This window comes from Leifsonia aquatica H1aii, assembly GCF_000633535.1.
GTDB classification, from domain to species: Bacteria; Actinomycetota; Actinomycetes; order Actinomycetales; family Microbacteriaceae; genus Leifsonia; species Leifsonia aquatica_A.
This window is the reverse complement of the sequence record NZ_AYMR01000001.1, coordinates 164893-184584: the sequence shown is the minus strand read 5'-3', so window position 1 is coordinate 184584 and position 19692 is coordinate 164893. Positions and strand designations below refer to the sequence as shown.

Genomic DNA, 19692 nt, shown 5'->3' with positions numbered 1-19692 from the left:
GGCCTCAGCTGCCCGGCCAGGGCGGCGTCGCCGAGGGGGGAGCGGTCGGGGGAGCAGCCGGTGCCGCCGTCGGGGCGGTGGGAGCGGGCACCAGGTAGGGATCCGGGAGCTGCTGGCCGGTCTGCCTGGCTTCCACGAAGCGCACGAGCTGCAGATCCAGCCCTTCTTTCCGCATCCGCAGATCGATGTAGAGCAACGAGACGGCGGCCGTCTGCACGACGCTCCCGATCGCGCCGATCACGGCGCCGACGATGCTGGAGAGGACGCTGACGCCGAGCTGCCCGACGAGGACCTGCGAGAACGACGAGGGATCCGCCGAGCTGATGGAGGTGGGGGCGAAGACGCCGCCCACCATCGCCCCGATCACGCCGAACGGGATCGAGACGATCTGGGAGACCATGTAGATGATGACCGCGATGAGAGCGATCAGGCCGAATGTCTTCCAGAAGTAGCCGGTCGTGAGCCGCCAGGAGCGGGAGAGCGCCTCTCCGATCCGGAGCCGTTCGAGCACGATGGCGCTCGGCACGAGCGAGATCTTGGTGTTCACCCAGATCGCGAGGGCGAGCAGCCCCAGTCCGCCGACGATGCCGACGAGCACGGCGCCGACCGCCCCGGCCGGCCCGCCGAGGGCGGCCAGCACCACGACGACGGCGGCCACCAGTGCGATCGCGACGAACCACGCGAACGACACCAGGAACGTCCAGCCGATGAGCGCGCCGACCCGGCCGCGGACCAGCTGCCACAGCGACCGGAACGTCAACTTCTCGCCCAGGGTCTCGCGAGCGACCTCGCCCACCACGACCCCCTGGAGCAGCGCCGCGGTGATCGCGGAGACGACGAGGGAGAGTACCCCGAGAACGAGGATCCCTCCGAACGCTCCGGCGAGCAGCGTGCCCCGATCGGACGCGTCGGCGGTGAACGCGCGCTCGACGAGGAAGTACATCGCCCCGGAGAGCACCACGGTCACGAGGATGGTGGGGATGCCCTGCAGGAGCAGCGCCGCGCCGACCGTGATCCGCGGGTTGCGGCGCAGCGCCTGGAACGGCGCTCCCAGGAGGGTGCCGAACGACAACGGCCGCAGGGGGACCAATCCCGGCTTCGGCGGGGGCGCCCACCCGGGCTGCGCACCGCCCTGGCCGTACTGCTGCTGCCCGCCGGGCTGCTGCTGCCAACCGGGCTGCTGCTGCCAACCGGGCTGCTGCTGCCACGCAGGGGGCTGCTGCTGCCATGCAGGCTGCTGCTGTCCGTACATGGGAGGCTGCTGCTGTCCGTGCACGGGAGGCTGCTGCTGTCCGTAGACGGAAGGCTTCGGCGGGACGGCGGCGTGCTGGCCGTGGCCGGGCGCATACTCGCCGTAGCGGGGCGCCTGCTGCGCCCGCTCGTCGCCCGCGGACGCGCCGCTCTGGGGAGCCGTCCCCCCGGTTCCCTGCGGTGTCTGACCGATCTGCTCGTCGCTCACGCCGTGCCCTCTCATCCCCGCCCGTCGTGCGTTGCTCCCATGCTGGCACATCCGCCGCTTCCGCACTGTCCCGCCCACAGGGGGTGAGCGCACTCCCGACCATCGCACAGCGCATCCGCGGCCGGCTTCCACGGCTCCACCAGGGGACTCGACTAAGGTTGTGCCGTTGCATCCGCGGCCGCCGGCCGCCCGAGAGGGGTTCAGGGGAACTTCGCACATGACAAGTCGCATCCTGGTGGTCGACGACGACACCGCACTCGCCGAGATGATCGGCATCGTGCTCCGCACGGAAGGGTTCGACCCGGTGTTCTGCGAGGACGGTGCACAGGCCGTCGACACGTTCCACGCGGCCAAGCCCGACCTGGTGCTGCTCGACCTGATGCTCCCCGGACTCGACGGCATCGAGGTGTGCAGCCGCATCCGGGCCGAGTCCGGCACGCCGATCATCATGTTGACCGCCAAGTCGGATACCGCCGACGTGGTCAAGGGCCTGGAATCGGGCGCAGACGACTACATGGTGAAGCCCTTCAACCCGAAGGAGCTCGTCGCACGCATCCGCACCCGTCTGCGTCCCGCAGCCTCGACGCCGCCCGCCGAGCAGTTGCGGATCGGTGATCTCGTCGTCGATGTCGCGGGCCACGAGGTACGCCGCGGAGAGCAGCGGATCGCGCTCACCCCGCTGGAGTTCGATCTGCTCCTCGCTCTGGCTTCCAAGCCTCAGCAGGTGTTCACCAGGGAGATGCTGCTCGAACAGGTGTGGGGCTACCACTACAAGGCCGACACGCGCCTCGTGAACGTGCACGTGCAGCGCCTGCGCGCCAAGGTGGAGCAGGACCCGGACAACCCGAAGATCGTCATGACCGTGCGTGGCGTCGGCTACCGCGCCGGCGCGGCGACGTAGCACGGGGCTGTCCCGATGCGGTTCCGATGGCCGGACAGGGAATGGTGGCGGCGAGCGCCCTCGCGCCTGTCCCGGCAATGGCGCCGATCGCTCCAGTTGCGCACCGTCGCGATCACGCTCGCGCTGACCGGCATCGCGATCCTGGTGACGGGCGTCTACATGGCGCTCAGCATCTCCAACGACCTCTACCAGTCGCGGCTCGACCAGGCGCTGCGCGATTCCAGCCGGGCGGCGACGGCGGCGCAGTCGACGATGAACGCGTCCGACGTGTCGACGGCCGACGGCGGCCGCAATCTGCTGAACGCCGCGCTGCAATCGGTGCAGACCTCCACATCGAGCCGACTCGTCGCGGCCTACCGGGTGCCGGGCCAGGACACCAGTGTGCTGGCGCCCCCGGACCGGGGGAGTCCCGCGCTCAACTCGGTCATCTCCGACCAGTTGCGCACCAAGGTGCAGCACGGCGGCACCGAGCAGTTCTACCAGTCCGTCGCCCTGCCGGCCGGCACCGATTCGACCGACCCGGGCATCGTCGTCGGCACGCAGCTGACCCTGCCCTCGTACGGCCACTACGAGCTCTACATCGGCTACAACCTGCGCGACTCCGAGAACACGCTGCTCTTCGTCCAGAACACCCTGCTCCTCGCGGGCCTCGCCCTCATCGTGCTGATCGGGGCCATCACCTGGGTGATCGTGCGGTTCGTGGTGGAACCGATCCGCGTGGCGGCCCGGACCAGTGAACGGCTCGCGGCCGGGGATCTCGCAGTGCGCATCCCGGAACGCGGCGAGGACGTGTTCGCGACGTTGGCGCGCTCGTTCAACGGGATGGCGGACAGTCTGCAGAGCCAGATCAACCAGCTCGCGACCCTCTCCCAGCTCCAGCAGCGCTTCGTCTCCGACGTCTCGCACGAACTGCGGACGCCGCTCACCACGATCCGGCTCGCGGGCGATGTCATCTTCGACCAGCGAGCGACGTTCCCTCCGGCGACCGAGCGCACGGCCGAGCTGCTGCACACGCAGATCCAGCGGTTCGATCGGCTCCTCTCCGATCTGCTGGAGATCAGTCGCTACGACGCGGGATCCGTCGTCCTCGACCCGGAGCCGACGAACCTGGTGCGGCTCGGCGAAGACGTGGTCGACGAGCTGCGCACGCTGTCCGAGCAGAACGGCTCGCCCCTGCTCCTCGACGCCCCTGGCGGTCACTTCGACGTGGGGATGGACCCTCGGCGTATCCGCCGGATCGTGCGGAACCTGATCGGGAACGCGATCGAGCACGGTGAGGGGCGTCCCGTGATCGTCACCGTCGACAGCAATGAGAGCGCCGTGGCGCTGACCGTGCGCGACTACGGGATCGGGATGAGCCACCAGGATGTCAACCACGTTTTCGACCGCTTCTGGCGGGCCGATCCGTCGCGCAAGCGCACCCTCGGCGGTACCGGACTCGGCCTCGCCATCTCGCTGGAGGACGCCACGCTGCATTCGGGATGGCTGCAGGTCTGGTCCCTGCCGGGGCAGGGGTCGTGCTTCCGGTTGACGCTGCCGCGGGTGCCGGGACGCGAGATCGTCGCGTCGCCCCTCCCCCTTCCGCCGAGGGACGCGGGTGAGCTTCCGCCCGGGATCGCCGCCGAGAGCGACCTGCACCCCGCCACGGGACGGGAGGCCCGCGCATGAGCCGCCGGACCGTGCGCGCACTGGCTGCCGCCCTCGTCGTCGCGGTCGCCCTCGTGGTCTCCGCCTGCGCGAGCATCCCCGACGCCGGTCCCGTCCGTCAGGGCGGCCCGGTCGCCCAGGTGGACGATCCGCTCGACCTCGACTTCAACCCCTCCAAACCTGAGAAGGGCGCCTCGCAGCAGAGGATCGTGCAGGGGTTCATCGATGCCGCCTCCAGCCCGAAGAACAATTTCCAGATCGCCCGCGAGTACTTGACCACGGCGATGGCGGCGACCTGGAATCCGGACGATTCGGTCACCGTCGACGACGGCCGCAACCGCAGCTACGACCACGACGGCGACCAATGGAGCGTCGAGGTCAACCCGGTGGCGAGCGTCGATGCGGTCGGCGCCTTCCATCCCGTCACGACCCGCGCCCCGATCGGCCTGCGTTACGAACTGGTCAAGCAGGACGGTGAGTGGCGCATCGCTGTGGCACCGAACGGCGTCGTCATCGACGATCCGACCTTCCGGGCCGTCTACACGCAGCAGACGCTCTATTTCTACAGTCCCGACTTCGGGTACCTCGTCCCGGACGCCCGCTGGTTCCCCGCCCGCGTCGCGGCGTCGGCGACCCGCGTGGCGAGCGCCGTCCTGGCCGGCCCGGTGAAGTGGCTGAGCGGGGCCGTGACCAGCGCGTTCCCGGAGGGCACGCAGCTGGCCGTGCCGTCGGTCACGACGGTCGGCGGGGTCGCGCAGGTCGACTTGAGCTCCGAGGCAGGTCGCGCCGACTCGGTGCAGCTGCAGCGGATGCAGCTGCAGCTCGAGCAGAGCCTGGGGAACCTCGCCCAATCGGTGCAGATCTCCATCGAGGGCAATGCGGAGCAGATCGCGCCGCTCGGCTCCGGTGCTGCGCCGCTGCAGGACCCGGCGGTCGACACGCACCCGATCGTCCTGCGCGGGGAGTCGTTCGGGTTGCTCTCGGGATCGAGCGTGACGTCGCTGAGCGGGCTCAGCGACAAGATCGTGGCGCTGCAGCCGTCGGCGGTCGCACTGGACGCCGCGCGCGATCAGGCCGCCGTCCTGTCCGAGGTCGGCGCCACCCTGGTCCGTCGCTCCGGCGACCCGGTGCGCGTGGATGCGCGCCCGGGGCTGATCGCCCCGGTCATCGACAACAGCGGCTGGGTGCTCTCTGTGCCGGGCGGATCGCCGACGGCGCTGCAGGCGACGGGCTCGAACGGGGAGGCCCACGCGGTCGCCACCGATTGGCCGGGCGCGATCGGGATCCAGTCCCTGGCGATCTCGCGGGACGGCACCCGTGTGGCGGCGCTGCTGCGCACCGCCTCGGGGTACTCGCTCGTCGCCGCGGGCATCGTGCGCGGGTCGGGAGGCGTCCCCACCGCGTTGACGGCACCCGTCGAGCTGGCGGTCGGAGCGGGGACGCCGCTGTCGGTCGCCTGGACGGGGGAGCTGACCGTCGCGCTGCTGAACTCCACCAACGGCGACGCCACGAGCATCGTCGAGCAGACGATCGGCGGCGAGCAGACCACCACGACCGGGCCGGGCGGGGGTCGGACCATCGTCGGCGCGGCCGGGCTCGCGCGCTACCTGGTGCTCACCGCCGACGGCAGCCTCCAGGCGCCGACCGGGACCGGGTGGCAGGCGCAGACCGACAAGGTCGGTGCCGTGGCCGCGCAGCTCGGCCAACCCTGACGCTCTTCTCCACAGGGTCCCGCAACGGCCGGCCCTTCCACAGATGAGTCGGTGCCGGTCCGCGGGCCGTCCTCCGGGGCGAGGCTGGATCCATGACCTCGATCACTCTGCTCACCGAAGCGTTCCGCGACGCGGCGGCCGTTCTGCTCCCGGTGCGTTGCGCCGGCTGCGGTGAACCCGACCGCAGTCTCTGCCTCGCGTGCCGGCGCGAACTGGCTCCGCACGTGTCCGTGACGACGGTCGGCCCACTGCGCGTGTGGGCCGCCCTGGACTACTCGGGCGTGCCGCGTCGCGTCCTCCTGGCGTTCAAGGAATCGGGCCGGGTCGATGCGGCGCCTGCGCTCGGCCGGGCGCTGCGGGCGGCGGTCGTCGGGGCGCAGCGGGCGAGCCCGGCGCCACCCGATCGCCCCGCCGCCGCGCTCCTGCCTGTGCTGATCCCCTCGACGGCCGCCGCGCGCCGCCGCCGTGGATTCCACCCGACGGGGGTGGTGCTCGCTCGCGCCTCGATCCTCGTCCCGCCCATGCGCGGTGCGCTGCGGCTCACCCGGCAGACCGCGGATCAGGCGGGGCTCTCGTCGGTGGGCCGCGCGGCGAACCGCGAGGGGAGCCTCGTCGCGTCCCGCCGCGTGCGGGGACGTCGGTGTCTGCTCGTCGACGACATCGTCACGTCGGGGGCCACGATCGCCGAAGCAGCCCGTGCGATCGAGCGCGCGGGTGGGATCGTCGTGGGAGCAGCAGCCGTTGCGCGGACGGCACGCCGGGGTGGGTCCGTGCTTTCGGCGGGCGTCCGGGCGGCTCCCAGCGAATAACATGCGGTTTCCGGTTCCGTTCCCCAGGAGGGAGCACTACGGTAGTCGAAAAGGCGCGAGGGTCGCCCTGATCAGGACGACACCGCGTCGGATCAGGGAGGTCTCCATGGACATCAACATCATCGGACGCAACCTGGACATCACTGATCGCTTCCGTGAATACGCGACCGAGAAGTCGGACAAGGTCGCGCATCTGGCAGAGCGGGCCATCTCCTTCGAGATCAAGGTCAGCCGCCACAACGAGAAGCTCGGTGGCCAGAACGGGAACGACCGGGTGGAGCTGACGCTCGTCGGACCGCGGGCGGTGGTCCGGTCCGAGGCGACCGGGACCGACAAATACGCGGCGTTCGACCTCGCTCTGGGGAAGCTTCTCGAACGGGTGCGCCGGGCCAAGGACCGCCGCAAGGTCCATCGCGGACAGCACCGCCCCACCTCGCTGCGCGAGGCGAGCACGGACGGCTTCAGCGCCGTCGGCCTCGCGGCGGCCCCGGTGGCGGTTCTCGATCAGGTGAGGACTGGGAGCGTCCCGGTGGTGCCGGACGCGGAGCCGGCGGAGGATGCGGCCGACGAGGAGTACTGCCCGGTCGTGATCCGCAAGAAGGTCTTCGCATCCCTTCCGATGACTGTCGACGATGCGCTCTACTACATGGAGCTCGTGGGTCACGACTTCTACCTGTTCGTGGATCAGGAGACCCAGCGCCCGAGCGTCGTCTACCGGCGCAAGGGCTGGGACTACGGCGTGATCTCGCTCGATGACGAGGCGGAGGAGCTGCAGGAGGTGGCGACGGCCAACCGCAAGCTCGGCTGACCGCGCGCGCCGATGGCGTCCGCCCGGGCGGCGGCCGCCATCGGCGCACCTCTGTCAGGGATTCACCCTCCATTCGGCTGCCTTTCAGCAACCGCAGGAGGAACCCGGTGGCTGATCCCGTACGATGTGTCTAACGTCGGCGGTGCCAGCCGTTCGGCGTGCGTCCGACAGGGCGCGGGCACGATCGGCCCGACCGAACACAAGTGGAGTGCATCAGTGGCCTCAGTTCTGGAAAAGGTTCTCCGTCTCGGCGAAGGGCGCACCCTCCGTCGCCTCGAGGCGTACGCGAAAGCGGTCAACGCCCTCGAAGACGACTTCTCGGCACTTACCGACGAAGAGCTCATGCACGAGACCGTGGAGCTCCGCGAGCGGTACAGCAACGGCGAATCGCTCGACGACCTCCTCCCGGAGGCGTTCGCGGCGGTCCGCGAGGCGGCGAAGCGCACGCTCGGCATGCGGCACTTCGACGTGCAGCTCATGGGCGGCGCGGCGCTCCATCTCGGCAACATCGCCGAGATGAAGACCGGCGAGGGCAAGACGCTCGTCGCGACCACGGCCGCGTACCTCAACGCGATCGCCAGCCGCGGCGTGCACGTCATCACGGTCAACGACTACCTCGCGAGCTACCAGTCCGAGCTCATGGGACGCGTCTTCCGCGCGCTGGGCATGACGACCGGCGTGATCCTCGCCGGCCAGACTCCCGAGGAGCGCCGGGAGCAGTACGCCGCCGACATCACCTACGGCACGAACAACGAGTTCGGGTTCGACTATCTGCGCGACAACATGGCCTGGCAGGCCCAGGACATGGTGCAGCGCGGTCACTACTTCGCCATCGTCGACGAGGTGGACTCCATCCTCATCGACGAGGCGCGCACGCCGCTGATCATCTCGGGCCCGTCCTCCGGCGAGGCCAACCGCTGGTTCGTCGAGTTCGCGAACCTCGCCAAGCGTCTCACCGCCGGCGAGGACTTCGAGGTCGACGAGAAGAAGCGCACCATCGGCGTGCTCGAGCCCGGTATCGAGAAGGTCGAGGACTACCTCGGCATCGACAACCTCTACGAGTCGGCCAACACCCCGCTGATCTCGTTCCTCAACAACGCGATCAAGGCGAACGCGCTGTTCAAGCGCGACAAGGACTATGTCGTGATGAACGGCGAAGTGCTGATCGTCGACGAGCACACCGGCCGCATCCTGGTCGGGCGCCGCTACAACGAGGGCATCCACCAGGCGATCGAGGCGAAGGAGGGTGTCGAGGTCAAGGCCGAGAACCAGACCCTCGCCACCGTCACCCTCCAGAACTACTTCCGCCTCTACAAGAAGCTCTCCGGCATGACCGGTACGGCCGAGACCGAGGCCGCCGAGTTCATGAGCACCTACAAGCTCGGCGTCGTCCCGATCCCGACCAACAAGCCGATGCAGCGCATCGACCAGCCCGACCTTGTCTACAAGAACGAGCAGGCGAAGTTCGAGCAGGTCGTCGAGGACATCGTCAAACGGCACGAGAAGGGCCAGCCCGTGCTGGTCGGCACGACCAGCGTCGAGAAGAGCGAGTACCTCTCGCGCTCGCTCGCCAAGAAGGGTGTGCGCCATGAGGTCCTGAACGCGAAGAACCACGCACGCGAGGCGGCGATCGTCGCCCAGGCCGGGCGCCTCGGCGCGGTCACCGTCGCGACCAACATGGCCGGCCGCGGTACCGACATCATGCTCGGCGGCAACGCGGAGTTCATCGCGGTGGCGGAGATGAACTCCCGTGGGCTGTCGCCGGTGGAGACGCCGGACGAGTACGAGGAGCAGTGGGACGCCGTCTTCTCCGACGTCAAGGACACGGTCCAGGAGGAGGCCGACAAGGTCATCGATGCGGGCGGTCTCTACGTGCTCGGCACCGAGCGCCACGAGTCCCGCCGCATCGACAACCAGTTGCGCGGTCGGTCCGGTCGTCAGGGCGACCCAGGGGAGAGCCGCTTCTACCTGTCGCTCACCGACGACCTGATGCGCCTGTTCAACGCAGGTGCCGCCGAGAGCCTGATGGGCCGCACGAGCGTGCCGGACGACATGGCGATCGAGTCCAAGGTCGTGAGCCGCGCGATCCGCAGCGCGCAGTCGCAGGTCGAGGCGCGCAACGCCGAGATCCGCAAGAACGTGCTCAAGTACGACGACGTCCTCAACCGGCAGCGCGAGGCCATCTACGGCGACCGCCGACAGATCCTCGAGGGCGACGACCTGCACGAACGGGTGCAGAAATTCCTCACCGACGTGATCGACGACATCCTCGACCAGCACACAGGCGAGGGCAACGGCGATGACTGGGACTTCGACGCGCTGTGGGTCGAGCTCAAGACGCTCTACCCGATCGGTGTCAGCATCGACGAGGTCATCGCCGAGGCCGGCAACAAGGGGCGCATCAACCGCGACTTCATGCGCCGCGAGATCCTCTCCGACGCCCGCATCGCGTACCAGCACCGCGAGGAGTCGCTCGGCGAGCCCGCCATGCGCGAGCTCGAGCGACGTGTAGTCCTGTCGGTCATCGACCGCCGCTGGCGCGAGCACCTCTACGAGATGGACTACCTCAAGGACGGCATCGGGCTGCGCGCGATGGCCCAGCGCGACCCGCTGGTGGAGTACCAGCGCGAGGGCTACGCCATGTTCCAGCAGATGATGGGCGCGATCCGGGAGGAGACCGTCGGCTTCCTGTTCAACCTGGAGGTCGAGGTCAACCAGGCTCCTGGCGAGGTCGAGTCGCCGTCCGTCGCCGCCAAGGGCCTGGCCCGCGGCGAGGGCGAGGCGCGTCTCAGCTACTCGGCTCCGGGCGAGGGAGGCGGCGTCGAGGTCCGCAACCAGCGCGGCCAGATCGAGCAGGCCGCCACCGCCCGCGCGCAGCGCGCTCAGCAGGCGGCCGCTCCGCAGGCCGCTCCGCCCGCGCAGGCGGCCACCCAGCGTGGCGCGTTCGGCCAGCGTGTGGAGGCCGACGCCGAGGAGGCCCCCGCGAACCGCGCCGAGCGCCGGGCGCAGTCCAAGAAGCGCTGACCGGTCACGACGACGCCGGAGGGCGGCCCCGAGCGGCCGCCCTCCGGCGTCTCGTCGTCCGGCCCGTCCTTCTCGGCGCGGCGGCCCGGCTCAGAGCACGCTGAGCACGGTCGCCCGCCACCGATCGCGATGGCGTTCTAGCCGGATCGCGATGGCTCGGGAGCGCGACGGCTGGTGCACGACCACAACGGCCTCGATGGAGCCGTCGGCGAGCTGCGACAGCAGGGGCGTCCCGATCCGGAATCGTGGACGCATCGCCTCCTGTGCAGAGACGGCGCGCGACCGCGAGGCGATCGCCGTTCGACGGAGCAGGTTCACGAACACCGAATCGGTCACCCAGCGTCCGATCTGATCGAGCGACCGGGCGCCGGCCAGGATCTCCACGATGCACAGGGCCAGATTCGCGCAGAGCAAGGCGGGGTCCTGCTCCAGGGCCGTCAGCTCCGCGACCGGGGCCGGCCCGACCGGGGGAGGCGGGCGCCCGTCCCCGGGCACGGCGGACGGCGACGGGCCCATCCCCGCGTCGGAGGGGCGAGGACGCCGCTGGTGGCCGATCCACCCCGTGCCCTGCTCTGCCGCGAGGCTCTGGTCGTGCGGGATGGATCGTTCTCTGGTCGTCGCTGTCATCGACATGAGGTCTCCTTGTGATGTGGTGGCGGGGTGCTGTCCGCCGTCGTCGGCGGCTGCCGCTCACGGCGGTGACCTCTCGTGGTCGGCACGCGCGTCTGCGTCGCCGGCGGTGCGTCCCGCTCTCCCTGCGCTCACCCGTCCCCCTGTCCCCGGCCGCCCCCGACCGTCGTCCGAACGACCTCACTCAAGCAGCGGGGCCCGGGGGAGTCCAGGGTGCCGACGCGGGTGTGGATAACCGGCGGTCGGTCCTGGTCGGCCGCCTACACTAGGGGGGTGTCGACGCTCAGTGATCTCATCCATGCCCAAGGCCGTTCGTCGGAGGTCGAGGTGGATTGGCTCCACGGACTGGTCGGCGACTGGCAGCTCCTGGCCGACCTGGCGTTCGCGGACATCGTGCTCTGGGTGCCGACCGCGGACGACGACTTCGTCGCCGTCGCCCACGCACGTCCGTCGAGCGCCGCGACCCTCTTCTACCGCGACTTCGTCGGGCAGCGGATCAAGCCGGAGTGGAAGCAACAGGTGACCGACGCCTTCCGGACGAAGGCGATCATCGACACGTCGGCTCCCGATTGGTACGAGGAGACGCCCACCCGGGTGCGCGCGGTCCCCGTCATCCGCCGCCTGACGGTGCACTCGCCGGACACCGCGGACGAACCCATCGCGGTCATCACCCGGCACACGAACCTCAGCGAGGCGCGCACCCCGAGTCGGCAGGAGCTGACGTTCAACGAGTGCGCCAACGACCTGTTCAGCATGATCGCGACGGGAGACTTCCCCGACCTCGGTGCTCCTGCTGCCCCGCGCCGCGGTGCGCCCCGCGCTGCCGACGGCCTCATCCGCCTCGACGTCGACGGCACGACGACGTTCGCGAGCCCCAACGCCCTCAGCGCGTTCAACCGGATGGGTTTCACCGGCGAGCTCGAGGGGCAATCGCTGGCCACCGTCACGACGGGGTTGGTAGCCGGCACGCTGACGGTCGACGAGTCGCTCCCGCTGGTCGTCACCGGTCGTGCGCCGTGGCGGACGGACATCGAGGCGCGTGGCGTCACGGTCTCGCTCCGTGCCATCCCCATCCGCAACCGCGGGGAGCGGGTGGGGGCGATCGTGCTCTGCCGCGACGTGTCCGAGCAGCGGCACCAGGAGCGCGAACTGATCACCAAGGACGCCACGATCCGCGAGATCCACCATCGGGTCAAGAACAACCTGCAGACGGTGGCATCCCTGCTGCGCATCCAGGCCCGGCGTACCCACTCCGAGGAGGCGCGCGAGGCGCTCAGCCAGGCGATGCGGCGCGTGGCCGCGATCGCGGTCGTGCACGACACGCTCTCGACCGGGCTGGCCCAGATCGTGGACTTCGACGACGTCTTCGACCGGGTGCTCCTGCTCGTCGCGGAGGTCGCCGCGAGTCACACGACGACCGTGCACCCGAAGAAGTCCGGGTCCTTCGGCAGCCTGCCCAGCGAGTACGCCACGCCGCTGGCTCTCGCGCTGACCGAGCTCGTCACGAACGCGGTGGAACACGGTCTGGCCGGACGCGAGGGTCAGGTCGAGATCATCGCGAACCGCTCGGCCGAGTCGCTGACGGTCAAGGTGGTCGACAACGGGTCTGGCCTGCCGGAGGGCAAGGTCGGCTCCGGGCTCGGGACGCAGATCGTTCGCACGCTCATCCAGGGCGAACTCGGCGGGGCGATCGACTGGCACACGCTGATGGGGCAGGGGACCGAGGTCACGATCGAGGTCCCACTGCGCTACCTGACCACGGTCTGATGCGACAGGCGGGCCGCGCGGCGGTCCGCCTCAGGACACCGGAATCTCAGGACGCCGACACCTCAGGACGCCGATACCCCAGGACACAGAAATGCCGAGGGGCGCTCCGCTGAGGTCGTGCTGTTCGGGGTGCTAGGTGTCCGTCCAGCTGATGCGGAGCGCCGCCTCGGCGGTGCTGTGGTGCGGTGAGAAGTCGTTCGAGGAGCGGGCGCCGTCAGGACGCGCGACGGGCGCGCGCGGCGCGGCGCTTGAGCGCGCGGCGCTCATCCTCGGAGAGGCCGCCCCAGACGCCCGAGTCCTGGCCGGTCTCCAGGGCGTACTGCAGGCAGATCTCGGTGACGGTGCAGCGCGCGCAGACCGCCTTCGCCTTGTCGATCTGGTCGACAGCGGGACCCGTGTTTCCGACGGGGAAGAAAAGCTCGGGGTCCGCGGTCAGGCAGGCGGCTTTGTCGCGCCAATCCATGAAGATATGCTCCTTGTTTGCTGAATGTTTTCTGGCCTGAGCGGCCTAGAATGCAGGTAAGCAGTCGGGTTACAGGGTTCTTCAGATCCGTTGGGAAAAGACCTGCCCACCACCCTGTGAGCACTAACTCGACCTCCAATATGCTCCCATAGCGCTTAACTCGAATCAATAGTTTTGTATGGGATAACGCTGAGAACACAAGACGGAAATGGTGGGGTGGTATAGTGCCCAGTTCGGCCACGCGTCCGCCGGCGCTGCTGGCGCTCGCGGTGATCCTGTTCCTGGAGGCCGCCCTGGTCACCGTGCTGGCTGTCTGGCTGCTGATCGATCTGCTCACGCTGACGCCGGAATACCTCACCACCGCGATCGCGATCTTCGTCCTGACGGCGCTGGCGGCCGTCTGGGTCATCGTCACCGCCGCGGGCATCCTGCGTCGGCGCGCGTGGGCGCGGGCATCGACCGTCACCATCCAGATCCTCCAGATCGCGGTGGCGGTGGGCTGCTTCCAAGGACTCGTCGCGCGTCCCGATCTCGGCTGGGCGCTGCTCGTCCCGGCCCTGGTGGCCGGCGTCCTCGCCCTGACGCCCTCGGTCGTGCGTGCCACTGTGCGCAACACAGAGCAACACGAATGAGCATCCGGCGGGAACAAGACGCAGACTGAGTGCGTTATGCCCGACATCGTGACTGTTCCCTCCGCCCCGCAGACCTCCGTCCACCCCTCGGCGTCCCCCGCCTCGATCGACGCCGCCCGTACCGGATACGACGCGTGGCGCCGGGAGCGGCTCTCGTCCGTGGTCGCCTCGACCGGCAATCTCGCCCTCATCGAGACGCGCTGGCTCCCGTCCGGCGACACGACGACCGCCGAGGAGGCTCTCGCCGGTCAGGCGAGCACCGTCACCGCCACCGACCTCACCCGCCGGAACCTGGAGACGGGCGAACCCGAGCGCGGCATCCGCCTCTGGGATGCGGCCTCGGCGGCAATCCGCGCGTTCGAGACGATCGACACGTTCCCGTTCGACCCGTCGTGGGTGGTGGAGGCCGAGTTCCATGCCGTCGCCGCCGACCGCACCGTGCCGTTCGAGCACCTGCGTGACAACGGGCTGACCCGCGAGCTGGTCGTGCCCGGCGACATCACCTTCACCCGCGACGGCGTCGACTACACGCTCAGCGCCTTCGACGACGACGGCACTCTGCTGCTGGTCTTCGCCGACGCGACCAACGGCGCCGAGGGGGAGGACGGGACGTACGCGTCCGGACGCTTCCTCTTCGTGCAGCGCGACGGCGACCGCGTCGTCCTCGACTTCAACCGTGCGTTCGTCCCGCCCTGCGGATTCTCGGACCAGTACAACTGTCCGCTGCCGCCGCGGAACAACCGCTTCGCAGTGTCCGTCACCGCGGGCGAGAAGCGCGTGGTGCTCCGCTCCGGCGGCGCGCAGTAGCGCATTCGGCTCCACCCTTTCCCCCGTTCACCCCGCACCTCCCTCCCCACAGCACAGGAGAACTCCCTTGAGAAAGACCCCCCTGCTCGCCACCCTCGCGATCGGACTCGCCGCTGCGCTGGCGCTCGCCGGATGCTCGGGCGCGTCGTCTTCGTCGTCGGCGTCCGGAACGGACGCGTCGATCGCCGTCGGCTCCCAGAACGAGCCCGTCCACCTCGACAACACCGCCGGAAGCGGCAGCGGCGTCACCGAGGCGTTCAACGGCAACGTCTACGAGGGCCTGTTCAAGCTCACCGACGACGGCAAGGTCGAGCCCCTGCTCGCCACCAAGTACACGACGAGCGAGGACGGGCTGACCTACACCTTCACCCTCCGCGACGGCGTGAAGTTCCACGGCGGCTCGGAGTTCACCAGCGCCGACGTCAAGCGCAGCATCGAGCGCGTGACCGCCGCCGACTCGCAGTCGGCCCGCAAGTCCCAGCTCGCCGTGATCTCGGGGATCGAGACCCCGGACGCCCACACGGTCGTCATCACCCTGAAGAGCCGCTCGATCTCGCTGCCGTACAACCTCAGCTACGTGTGGATCTACGGCCCGGGCGTCAAGGACTACAAGACCGCGGAGGACGGCACCGGCCCGTACACCCTCGGCACCTGGAAGCGCGGCAGCTCGCTCAGCATCGAGCGCTGGAGCGGCTACTGGGGTCAGAAGGCGAAGAACAAGGAGGTCGTCTTCGACTACTTCACCGACGCCTCCGCCCTCTCCAACGCGCTGCTGACCAACCAGGTCGACATCGTCACCAACGTCCAGAGCCCGGACGCCCTCGCGCAGCTCAAGGACAACAAGGACTACACGATCAACGACGGCAAGTCGACGGTGAAGGAACTCCTGGCCTTCAACGACCGCGTCGCGCCGTTCGACAAGGCCGAGGTCCGCAAGGCCGTGTACTCCGCGATCGACACGAAGAAGCTGCTGAACTCCATCTGGGGGAACTACGGCACGCTGATCGGCTCGATGGTGCCCCCGAGCGACCCCTGGTACGAGGACCTGACCAAGGTCAACCCGTACGACACCGCTCTGGCCAAGAAGGAACTGGCGGACGCCGGCTACGCGAACGGCTTCACCTTCACGCTCGACACCCCGAGCTACGACCCGCACCCGGCCGTCGCCGAGTTCGTGAAGAGCGAGCTCGCCAAGGTGGGCATCACCGTGAACATCAACACCATCTCGGCCGACGAGTGGTACTCGAAGGTCTTCAAGGAGAAGAACTTCGAGGCGACCCTGCAGGAGCACGTCAACGACCGCGACGTGGTCTGGTACGGCAACCCCGACTTCTACTGGGGTTACAACAACCCGCAGGTGACCCAGTGGGTGAACGAGGCCGAGCAGTCGTCGACCACGGCAGAGCAGACCGCGAAGCTGAAGCTGGTCAACGAGCAGATCGCGAAGGACGCCGCCAGCGTGTGGCTGTACCTCACGCCGCAGATCGTCGTCGCCTCGAGCGACCTCTCCGGCTACACCGTCAACGGGCTGAACTCGACGTTCTACACGTACGACATCGTCAAGAAGTAGCACCGAGAGCTCCCTCCCTCCCCGCCCGGGGAGTCCGTCGCGGACTCCCCGGGCGTCTACGCTGAAAACACCATGGCCCCGTATCTGTTGCGTCGTACCGCGTTCCTCGTGGTGTCGCTGCTGCTCGCCATGGTGGTGCTCTTCTTCCTGCTCCGCGTCCTTCCCGGCGACCCGGCGAATGCGCTGCTGTCGGTCAACGCGACCCCGGAGCAGATCGCGGCTGCTCAGAAGCAGGTGGGCAGCGACAAGCCGCTGATCGACCAGTTCTTCGCCTGGTTCGGCAGCATCCTGCGCCTCGACCTCGGCACCTCGTTCATCAGCTCGCTGCCCGTCGGGCCCGAGATCGTCTCGCGACTGGCGGTCACGATCCCGCTGACGATCCTGTCGTTCCTGCTCGCACTGCTCCTCGCCCTGCCGATCGGCTTCGTGGCGGCGTGGAAGGCCGACCGCTGGTACGGCATCCTCCTCTCCGCGTTCTCGCAGCTCGGCATCGCGGTGCCGGTGTTCTGGGTCGGAATCCTGCTGGTCAGCGTCTTCTCGATCAACCTGCGCTGGTTCCCCTCCGGGGGCTTCCCGCGCGACGACTGGGCCGATCCGGCGGCGGCGCTGGAGTCGCTGGCGCTGCCGATCATCACCATCGCGATCGTGATGAGCGCGTCCATCTCGCGCTACGTGCGCAGCGCGACGCTCGACGTGATCGGGAGCGACTACCTGCGCAACTCCCGGGCGCTCGGCTCGACGTTCGGCGGCGCGATGTGGCGGCACGGCCTGCGCAACGGGGCCGTCCCCGTGATCTCGATCCTCGGCATCGAGCTCGCCACGACCTTCCTCGGCGCCGTCGTGGTCGAGAGCGTGTTCACCTTGCCCGGGTTGGGGAGCATGCTGCTGCGGGCGATCGAGCAGCACGACTTCCAGAGCATCCAGGGCATCCTCTTCGTCTCCACGTTCGCCGTGCTGATCATCGGCTTCGCCGCCGATGTGGTGCAGCGGCTCGTGGATCCGCGGCTGCGGCACAGCATCTCGGGGAACCGATGAGCGCCGTCGTCGACCAGGCCGCGGCGCAGGGCGCCGCACCGCAGCAGGGGCCGCGCCGTCGCACCCGTCGGTCGGTCACGCTCGGGATCGGCCTGACACTCGTCGGGCTGATCGCGATCGTCGCACTGGTGTCCTTCGTCTGGCTGCCGTACGCCCCCAGCGACACGGGTGGCGGGCGACTCGAGCCGCCGGGACCGGAGCACTGGCTGGGCACGGACAAGCTGGGGCGCGACCTGCTGTCGCAGCTGATGGTGGGCGCGCGGATCGCGTTGGCCGTCGGCCTCGGCTCCGTCGCCATCGGGGCGATCATCGGCGTCACGATCGGCCTGCTGGCGGCCTTCGCGTCGACCTGGCTGGACGACACCATCTCGGCGCTGCTGGACATCCTGATCGCCTTCCCGACGCTGCTCCTCGCCATGCTCATCGTCGCGGCGCAGGGCGCGTCGCTCGGTACCGCGATCCTGGCGATCGGTCTCGCCATGTCCGCCGTCATCGCCCGGCTCACCCGGGTGCTCGCCAAGCGGGTCCTCTCACAGCAGTACGTCACGGCGGCCCGCACGTCCGGGACCAGCTGGCCCGGCGTGGTCGCCCGCCATGTGCTGCCCAACATCTGGCCGACCCTGCTGGTCAACCTGGCGCTGCAGTTCGGCATCGCCGTGCTCGCCGAGGCGAGCCTGTCGTATCTGGGCCTGGGCGCGCCGCCGCCGAACGCGTCCTGGGGCCGCCTGCTGCAGGAGGCGCAGGGCACGGTGGCCGTCGCCCCGGTCGGGGCCATCGCCCCGGGTATCGCGTTGGTGGTGCTCGTGATCGGCGTCAACCTGGTCGCGGACGGGCTCCGTGACGTGGCCGACCCGACACGGAGGCGGTCCCGATGATCCTGGATGTGCGTTCGCTGTCCGTCGCCGCGCGCGACGGCTCACCGCTGGTGGACGACGTCTCGTTCTCCCTCGACGCGGGGGAGCGGCTGAGCCTGATCGGCGAGTCCGGTTCGGGCAAGTCGCTCACGTCGTTCGCCATCGCGGGGCTCCTGCCGGACGGGCTCACCGCGTCCGGCTCGGTGGAGCTCGACGGGGTGCAGGTCGTGGGGGCGAAGGAGCGAGACCTCGTGCCGCTCCGCGGCCGGACCGTCTCGTTCGTCTTCCAGGAGCCGTTGACGGCCCTCGACCCGCTGATGCGCCTCGGGCAGCAGGTCGCCGAGCCGTTGCGTCGACACCTCGGACTGCGCGGCGGAGCCCTGCGCTCGGCCGTGCGCGACGCCCTCGACGAGGTCCGGCTGCCCGACTCGGATCGGATCGCGCGCGCCTACCCGCACGAGATCTCGGGCGGCCAGCGGCAGCGTGTCGCGATCGCGGCGGCGCTGGCCTGCCGGCCGCGGCTGCTGATCGCCGACGAGCCGACGACCGCGCTCGACGTCACGGTCCAGGCCGAGGTGCTCGGGCTGCTCGACGCGCTCGTCGCCGACCGTGACATGGCGCTGCTGTTCGTCAGCCACGACCTCGCCGTCGTCTCGCGCATGACCGAGCGCGCGCTGGTGCTGCGCGGCGGCCGTGTGGTCGAGGAGGGCGGCATCCGACGCCTCCTCGACGCTCCCGTCGACCCCTACACCGTCGAGCTCGTGCGCAGCGCCCGTGAGCTCGATGCCGCCCTGGAGGTGGAATGACCGCCATCCTGGAACTCCGCGACGCCGGCTTCCGCTACCGCCGTGCCACCGGGCCCGCTCTGGAGGGCATCTCGCTGAGCGTGCAGACCGGCCGCAGCGTCGGTCTGGTCGGTGAGTCCGGCGCGGGCAAGACCACCGTGCTCTCGCTGCTGCTCGGATTGTCCAGCCCGAGCAGCGGGGCCGTGCTCTTCGATGGGGCGCCTCTCGACCGCCGCGACCGCGACGTCATGCGCGCGTTCCGCCGGAGCGTGCAGACCGTCTTCCAGGACCCGTACTCGTCGCTGGACCCGCGACAGAGCGTCGGGCGTATCGTGGGGGAGCCGCTCGCGTCGCTCCGCATCGCCTCCGGAGCGGATGCCCGTGACCGGGTGGCCGCCGCGCTGGAGGCGGTCTCGCTCCCCGCGGACGCTGCCGGCCGGTACCCGCACGAGTTCTCCGGCGGCCAGCGCCAGCGCATCGCGATCGCCCGCGCCCTCGTCTCCCGTCCCCGTGTGCTGCTCGCGGACGAGCCGGTGAGCGCGCTCGATGTCACGACGCGCATCCAGATCGTCGAGCTGCTCGGACGGCTCTCGGCGCAGGAGGGCTTGACCGTGGTGATGGTGTCGCACGACCTCAGCGTGGTCGCGTCGCTCTGCGCGGAGACGGTCGTGCTGCGCGGCGGCCGGGTCGTGGAGCAGGGGCCGACCCGGGACGTGCTGCGCTCCCCGGCCGACCCCTACACGCAGCGGCTGCTCGCGTCGGTCCCGCGGCTGCCGGCCTAGCGACCGC

The 19692-nt window shown here is 69.7% G+C and carries 17 protein-coding genes; 14 read left to right on the top strand and 3 right to left on the bottom strand.

Annotated features, from left to right (window positions below; all coding sequences use genetic code 11):
* Positions 1-4: 4 nt before the first annotated feature.
* Positions 5-1459, bottom strand: a complete 1455-nt coding sequence (locus U870_RS22265; protein ID WP_025155519.1) for a hypothetical protein — start codon at positions 1457-1459, stop codon at positions 5-7.
* Positions 1460-1676: 217 nt separating this feature from the next.
* On the opposite strand from U870_RS22265, the gene mtrA reads away from it, so the two are divergent.
* The 6 genes from mtrA to secA all read left to right on the top strand — a co-directional run bounded on the left by mtrA (position 1677) and on the right by secA (position 10360).
* Positions 1677-2360 (top strand): MtrAB system response regulator MtrA, encoded by a 684-nt coding sequence (mtrA, locus tag U870_RS0100810; protein WP_025155518.1) that lies wholly within the window; start codon positions 1677-1679, stop codon positions 2358-2360.
* Positions 2361-2375: 15 nt separating this feature from the next.
* Complete coding sequence (mtrB, locus tag U870_RS0100805; protein ID WP_025155517.1) at positions 2376-4028, top strand: MtrAB system histidine kinase MtrB; 1653 nt, start codon at positions 2376-2378, stop codon at positions 4026-4028.
* Positions 4025-5719, top strand: a complete 1695-nt coding sequence (locus tag U870_RS0100800; protein ID WP_029947028.1) for a GerMN domain-containing protein — start codon at positions 4025-4027, stop codon at positions 5717-5719. Before mtrB ends, U870_RS0100800 begins: the two co-directional genes overlap by 4 nt.
* A gap of 92 nt (positions 5720-5811) precedes the next feature.
* Positions 5812-6528, top strand: coding sequence for a ComF family protein (locus tag U870_RS0100795; protein ID WP_025155515.1), 717 nt, complete (start codon positions 5812-5814; stop codon positions 6526-6528).
* 106 nt (positions 6529-6634) lie between these two features.
* Positions 6635-7336 (top strand): ribosome hibernation-promoting factor, HPF/YfiA family, encoded by a 702-nt coding sequence (gene hpf, locus U870_RS0100790; protein ID WP_025155514.1) that lies wholly within the window; start codon positions 6635-6637, stop codon positions 7334-7336.
* A 216-nt stretch (positions 7337-7552) separates the two neighbouring features.
* The gene (gene secA / locus U870_RS0100785; RefSeq protein ID WP_025155513.1) at positions 7553-10360 is read left to right on the top strand and encodes a preprotein translocase subunit SecA; all 2808 of its coding nucleotides are present in this window, start codon (positions 7553-7555) and stop codon (positions 10358-10360) included.
* Between the two features lie 90 nt (positions 10361-10450).
* Here secA and U870_RS22970 read toward each other — a convergent pair whose 3' ends face one another.
* Positions 10451-10993, bottom strand: coding sequence for an Rv3235 family protein (locus U870_RS22970; RefSeq protein ID WP_025155512.1), 543 nt, complete (start codon positions 10991-10993; stop codon positions 10451-10453).
* A gap of 270 nt (positions 10994-11263) precedes the next feature.
* Between U870_RS22970 and U870_RS0100775 the strand changes: the two genes are divergently transcribed.
* Entirely contained in the window at positions 11264-12757 is a 1494-nt protein-coding gene (locus U870_RS0100775) for a sensor histidine kinase (protein ID WP_025155511.1), read from the top strand.
* Between the two features lie 214 nt (positions 12758-12971).
* Here U870_RS0100775 and U870_RS0100770 read toward each other — a convergent pair whose 3' ends face one another.
* Positions 12972-13220 (bottom strand): WhiB family transcriptional regulator, encoded by a 249-nt coding sequence (locus U870_RS0100770; RefSeq protein WP_018190103.1) that lies wholly within the window; start codon positions 13218-13220, stop codon positions 12972-12974.
* 224 nt (positions 13221-13444) lie between these two features.
* Here U870_RS0100770 and U870_RS0100765 point away from each other — a divergent pair, with 224 nt between their 5' ends.
* The 7 genes from U870_RS0100765 to U870_RS0100735 all read left to right on the top strand — a co-directional run bounded on the left by U870_RS0100765 (position 13445) and on the right by U870_RS0100735 (position 19685).
* Positions 13445-13852, top strand: coding sequence for a hypothetical protein (locus U870_RS0100765; RefSeq protein WP_025155510.1), 408 nt, complete (start codon positions 13445-13447; stop codon positions 13850-13852).
* A 36-nt stretch (positions 13853-13888) separates the two neighbouring features.
* Positions 13889-14659 carry a DUF1684 domain-containing protein gene (locus U870_RS0100760; RefSeq protein WP_025155509.1) on the top strand — a complete coding sequence of 257 codons (771 nt, stop codon included), beginning with the start codon at positions 13889-13891 and terminating at the stop codon, positions 14657-14659.
* Positions 14660-14726: 67 nt separating this feature from the next.
* Positions 14727-16229 (top strand): ABC transporter substrate-binding protein, encoded by a 1503-nt coding sequence (locus U870_RS0100755; RefSeq protein ID WP_025155508.1) that lies wholly within the window; start codon positions 14727-14729, stop codon positions 16227-16229.
* A gap of 72 nt (positions 16230-16301) precedes the next feature.
* Complete coding sequence (locus U870_RS0100750) at positions 16302-17264, top strand: ABC transporter permease (RefSeq protein WP_025155507.1); 963 nt, start codon at positions 16302-16304, stop codon at positions 17262-17264.
* The gene (locus tag U870_RS0100745; protein ID WP_025155506.1) at positions 17261-18139 is read left to right on the top strand and encodes an ABC transporter permease; all 879 of its coding nucleotides are present in this window, start codon (positions 17261-17263) and stop codon (positions 18137-18139) included. Before U870_RS0100750 ends, U870_RS0100745 begins: the two co-directional genes overlap by 4 nt.
* Positions 18136-18924, top strand: a complete 789-nt coding sequence (locus tag U870_RS0100740; protein WP_029947022.1) for an ABC transporter ATP-binding protein — start codon at positions 18136-18138, stop codon at positions 18922-18924. The genes U870_RS0100745 and U870_RS0100740 overlap by 4 nt, the downstream gene beginning before the upstream one ends.
* Entirely contained in the window at positions 18921-19685 is a 765-nt protein-coding gene (locus tag U870_RS0100735) for an ABC transporter ATP-binding protein (RefSeq protein WP_025155504.1), read from the top strand. The genes U870_RS0100740 and U870_RS0100735 overlap by 4 nt, the downstream gene beginning before the upstream one ends.
* Positions 19686-19692 lie beyond the last annotated feature (7 nt).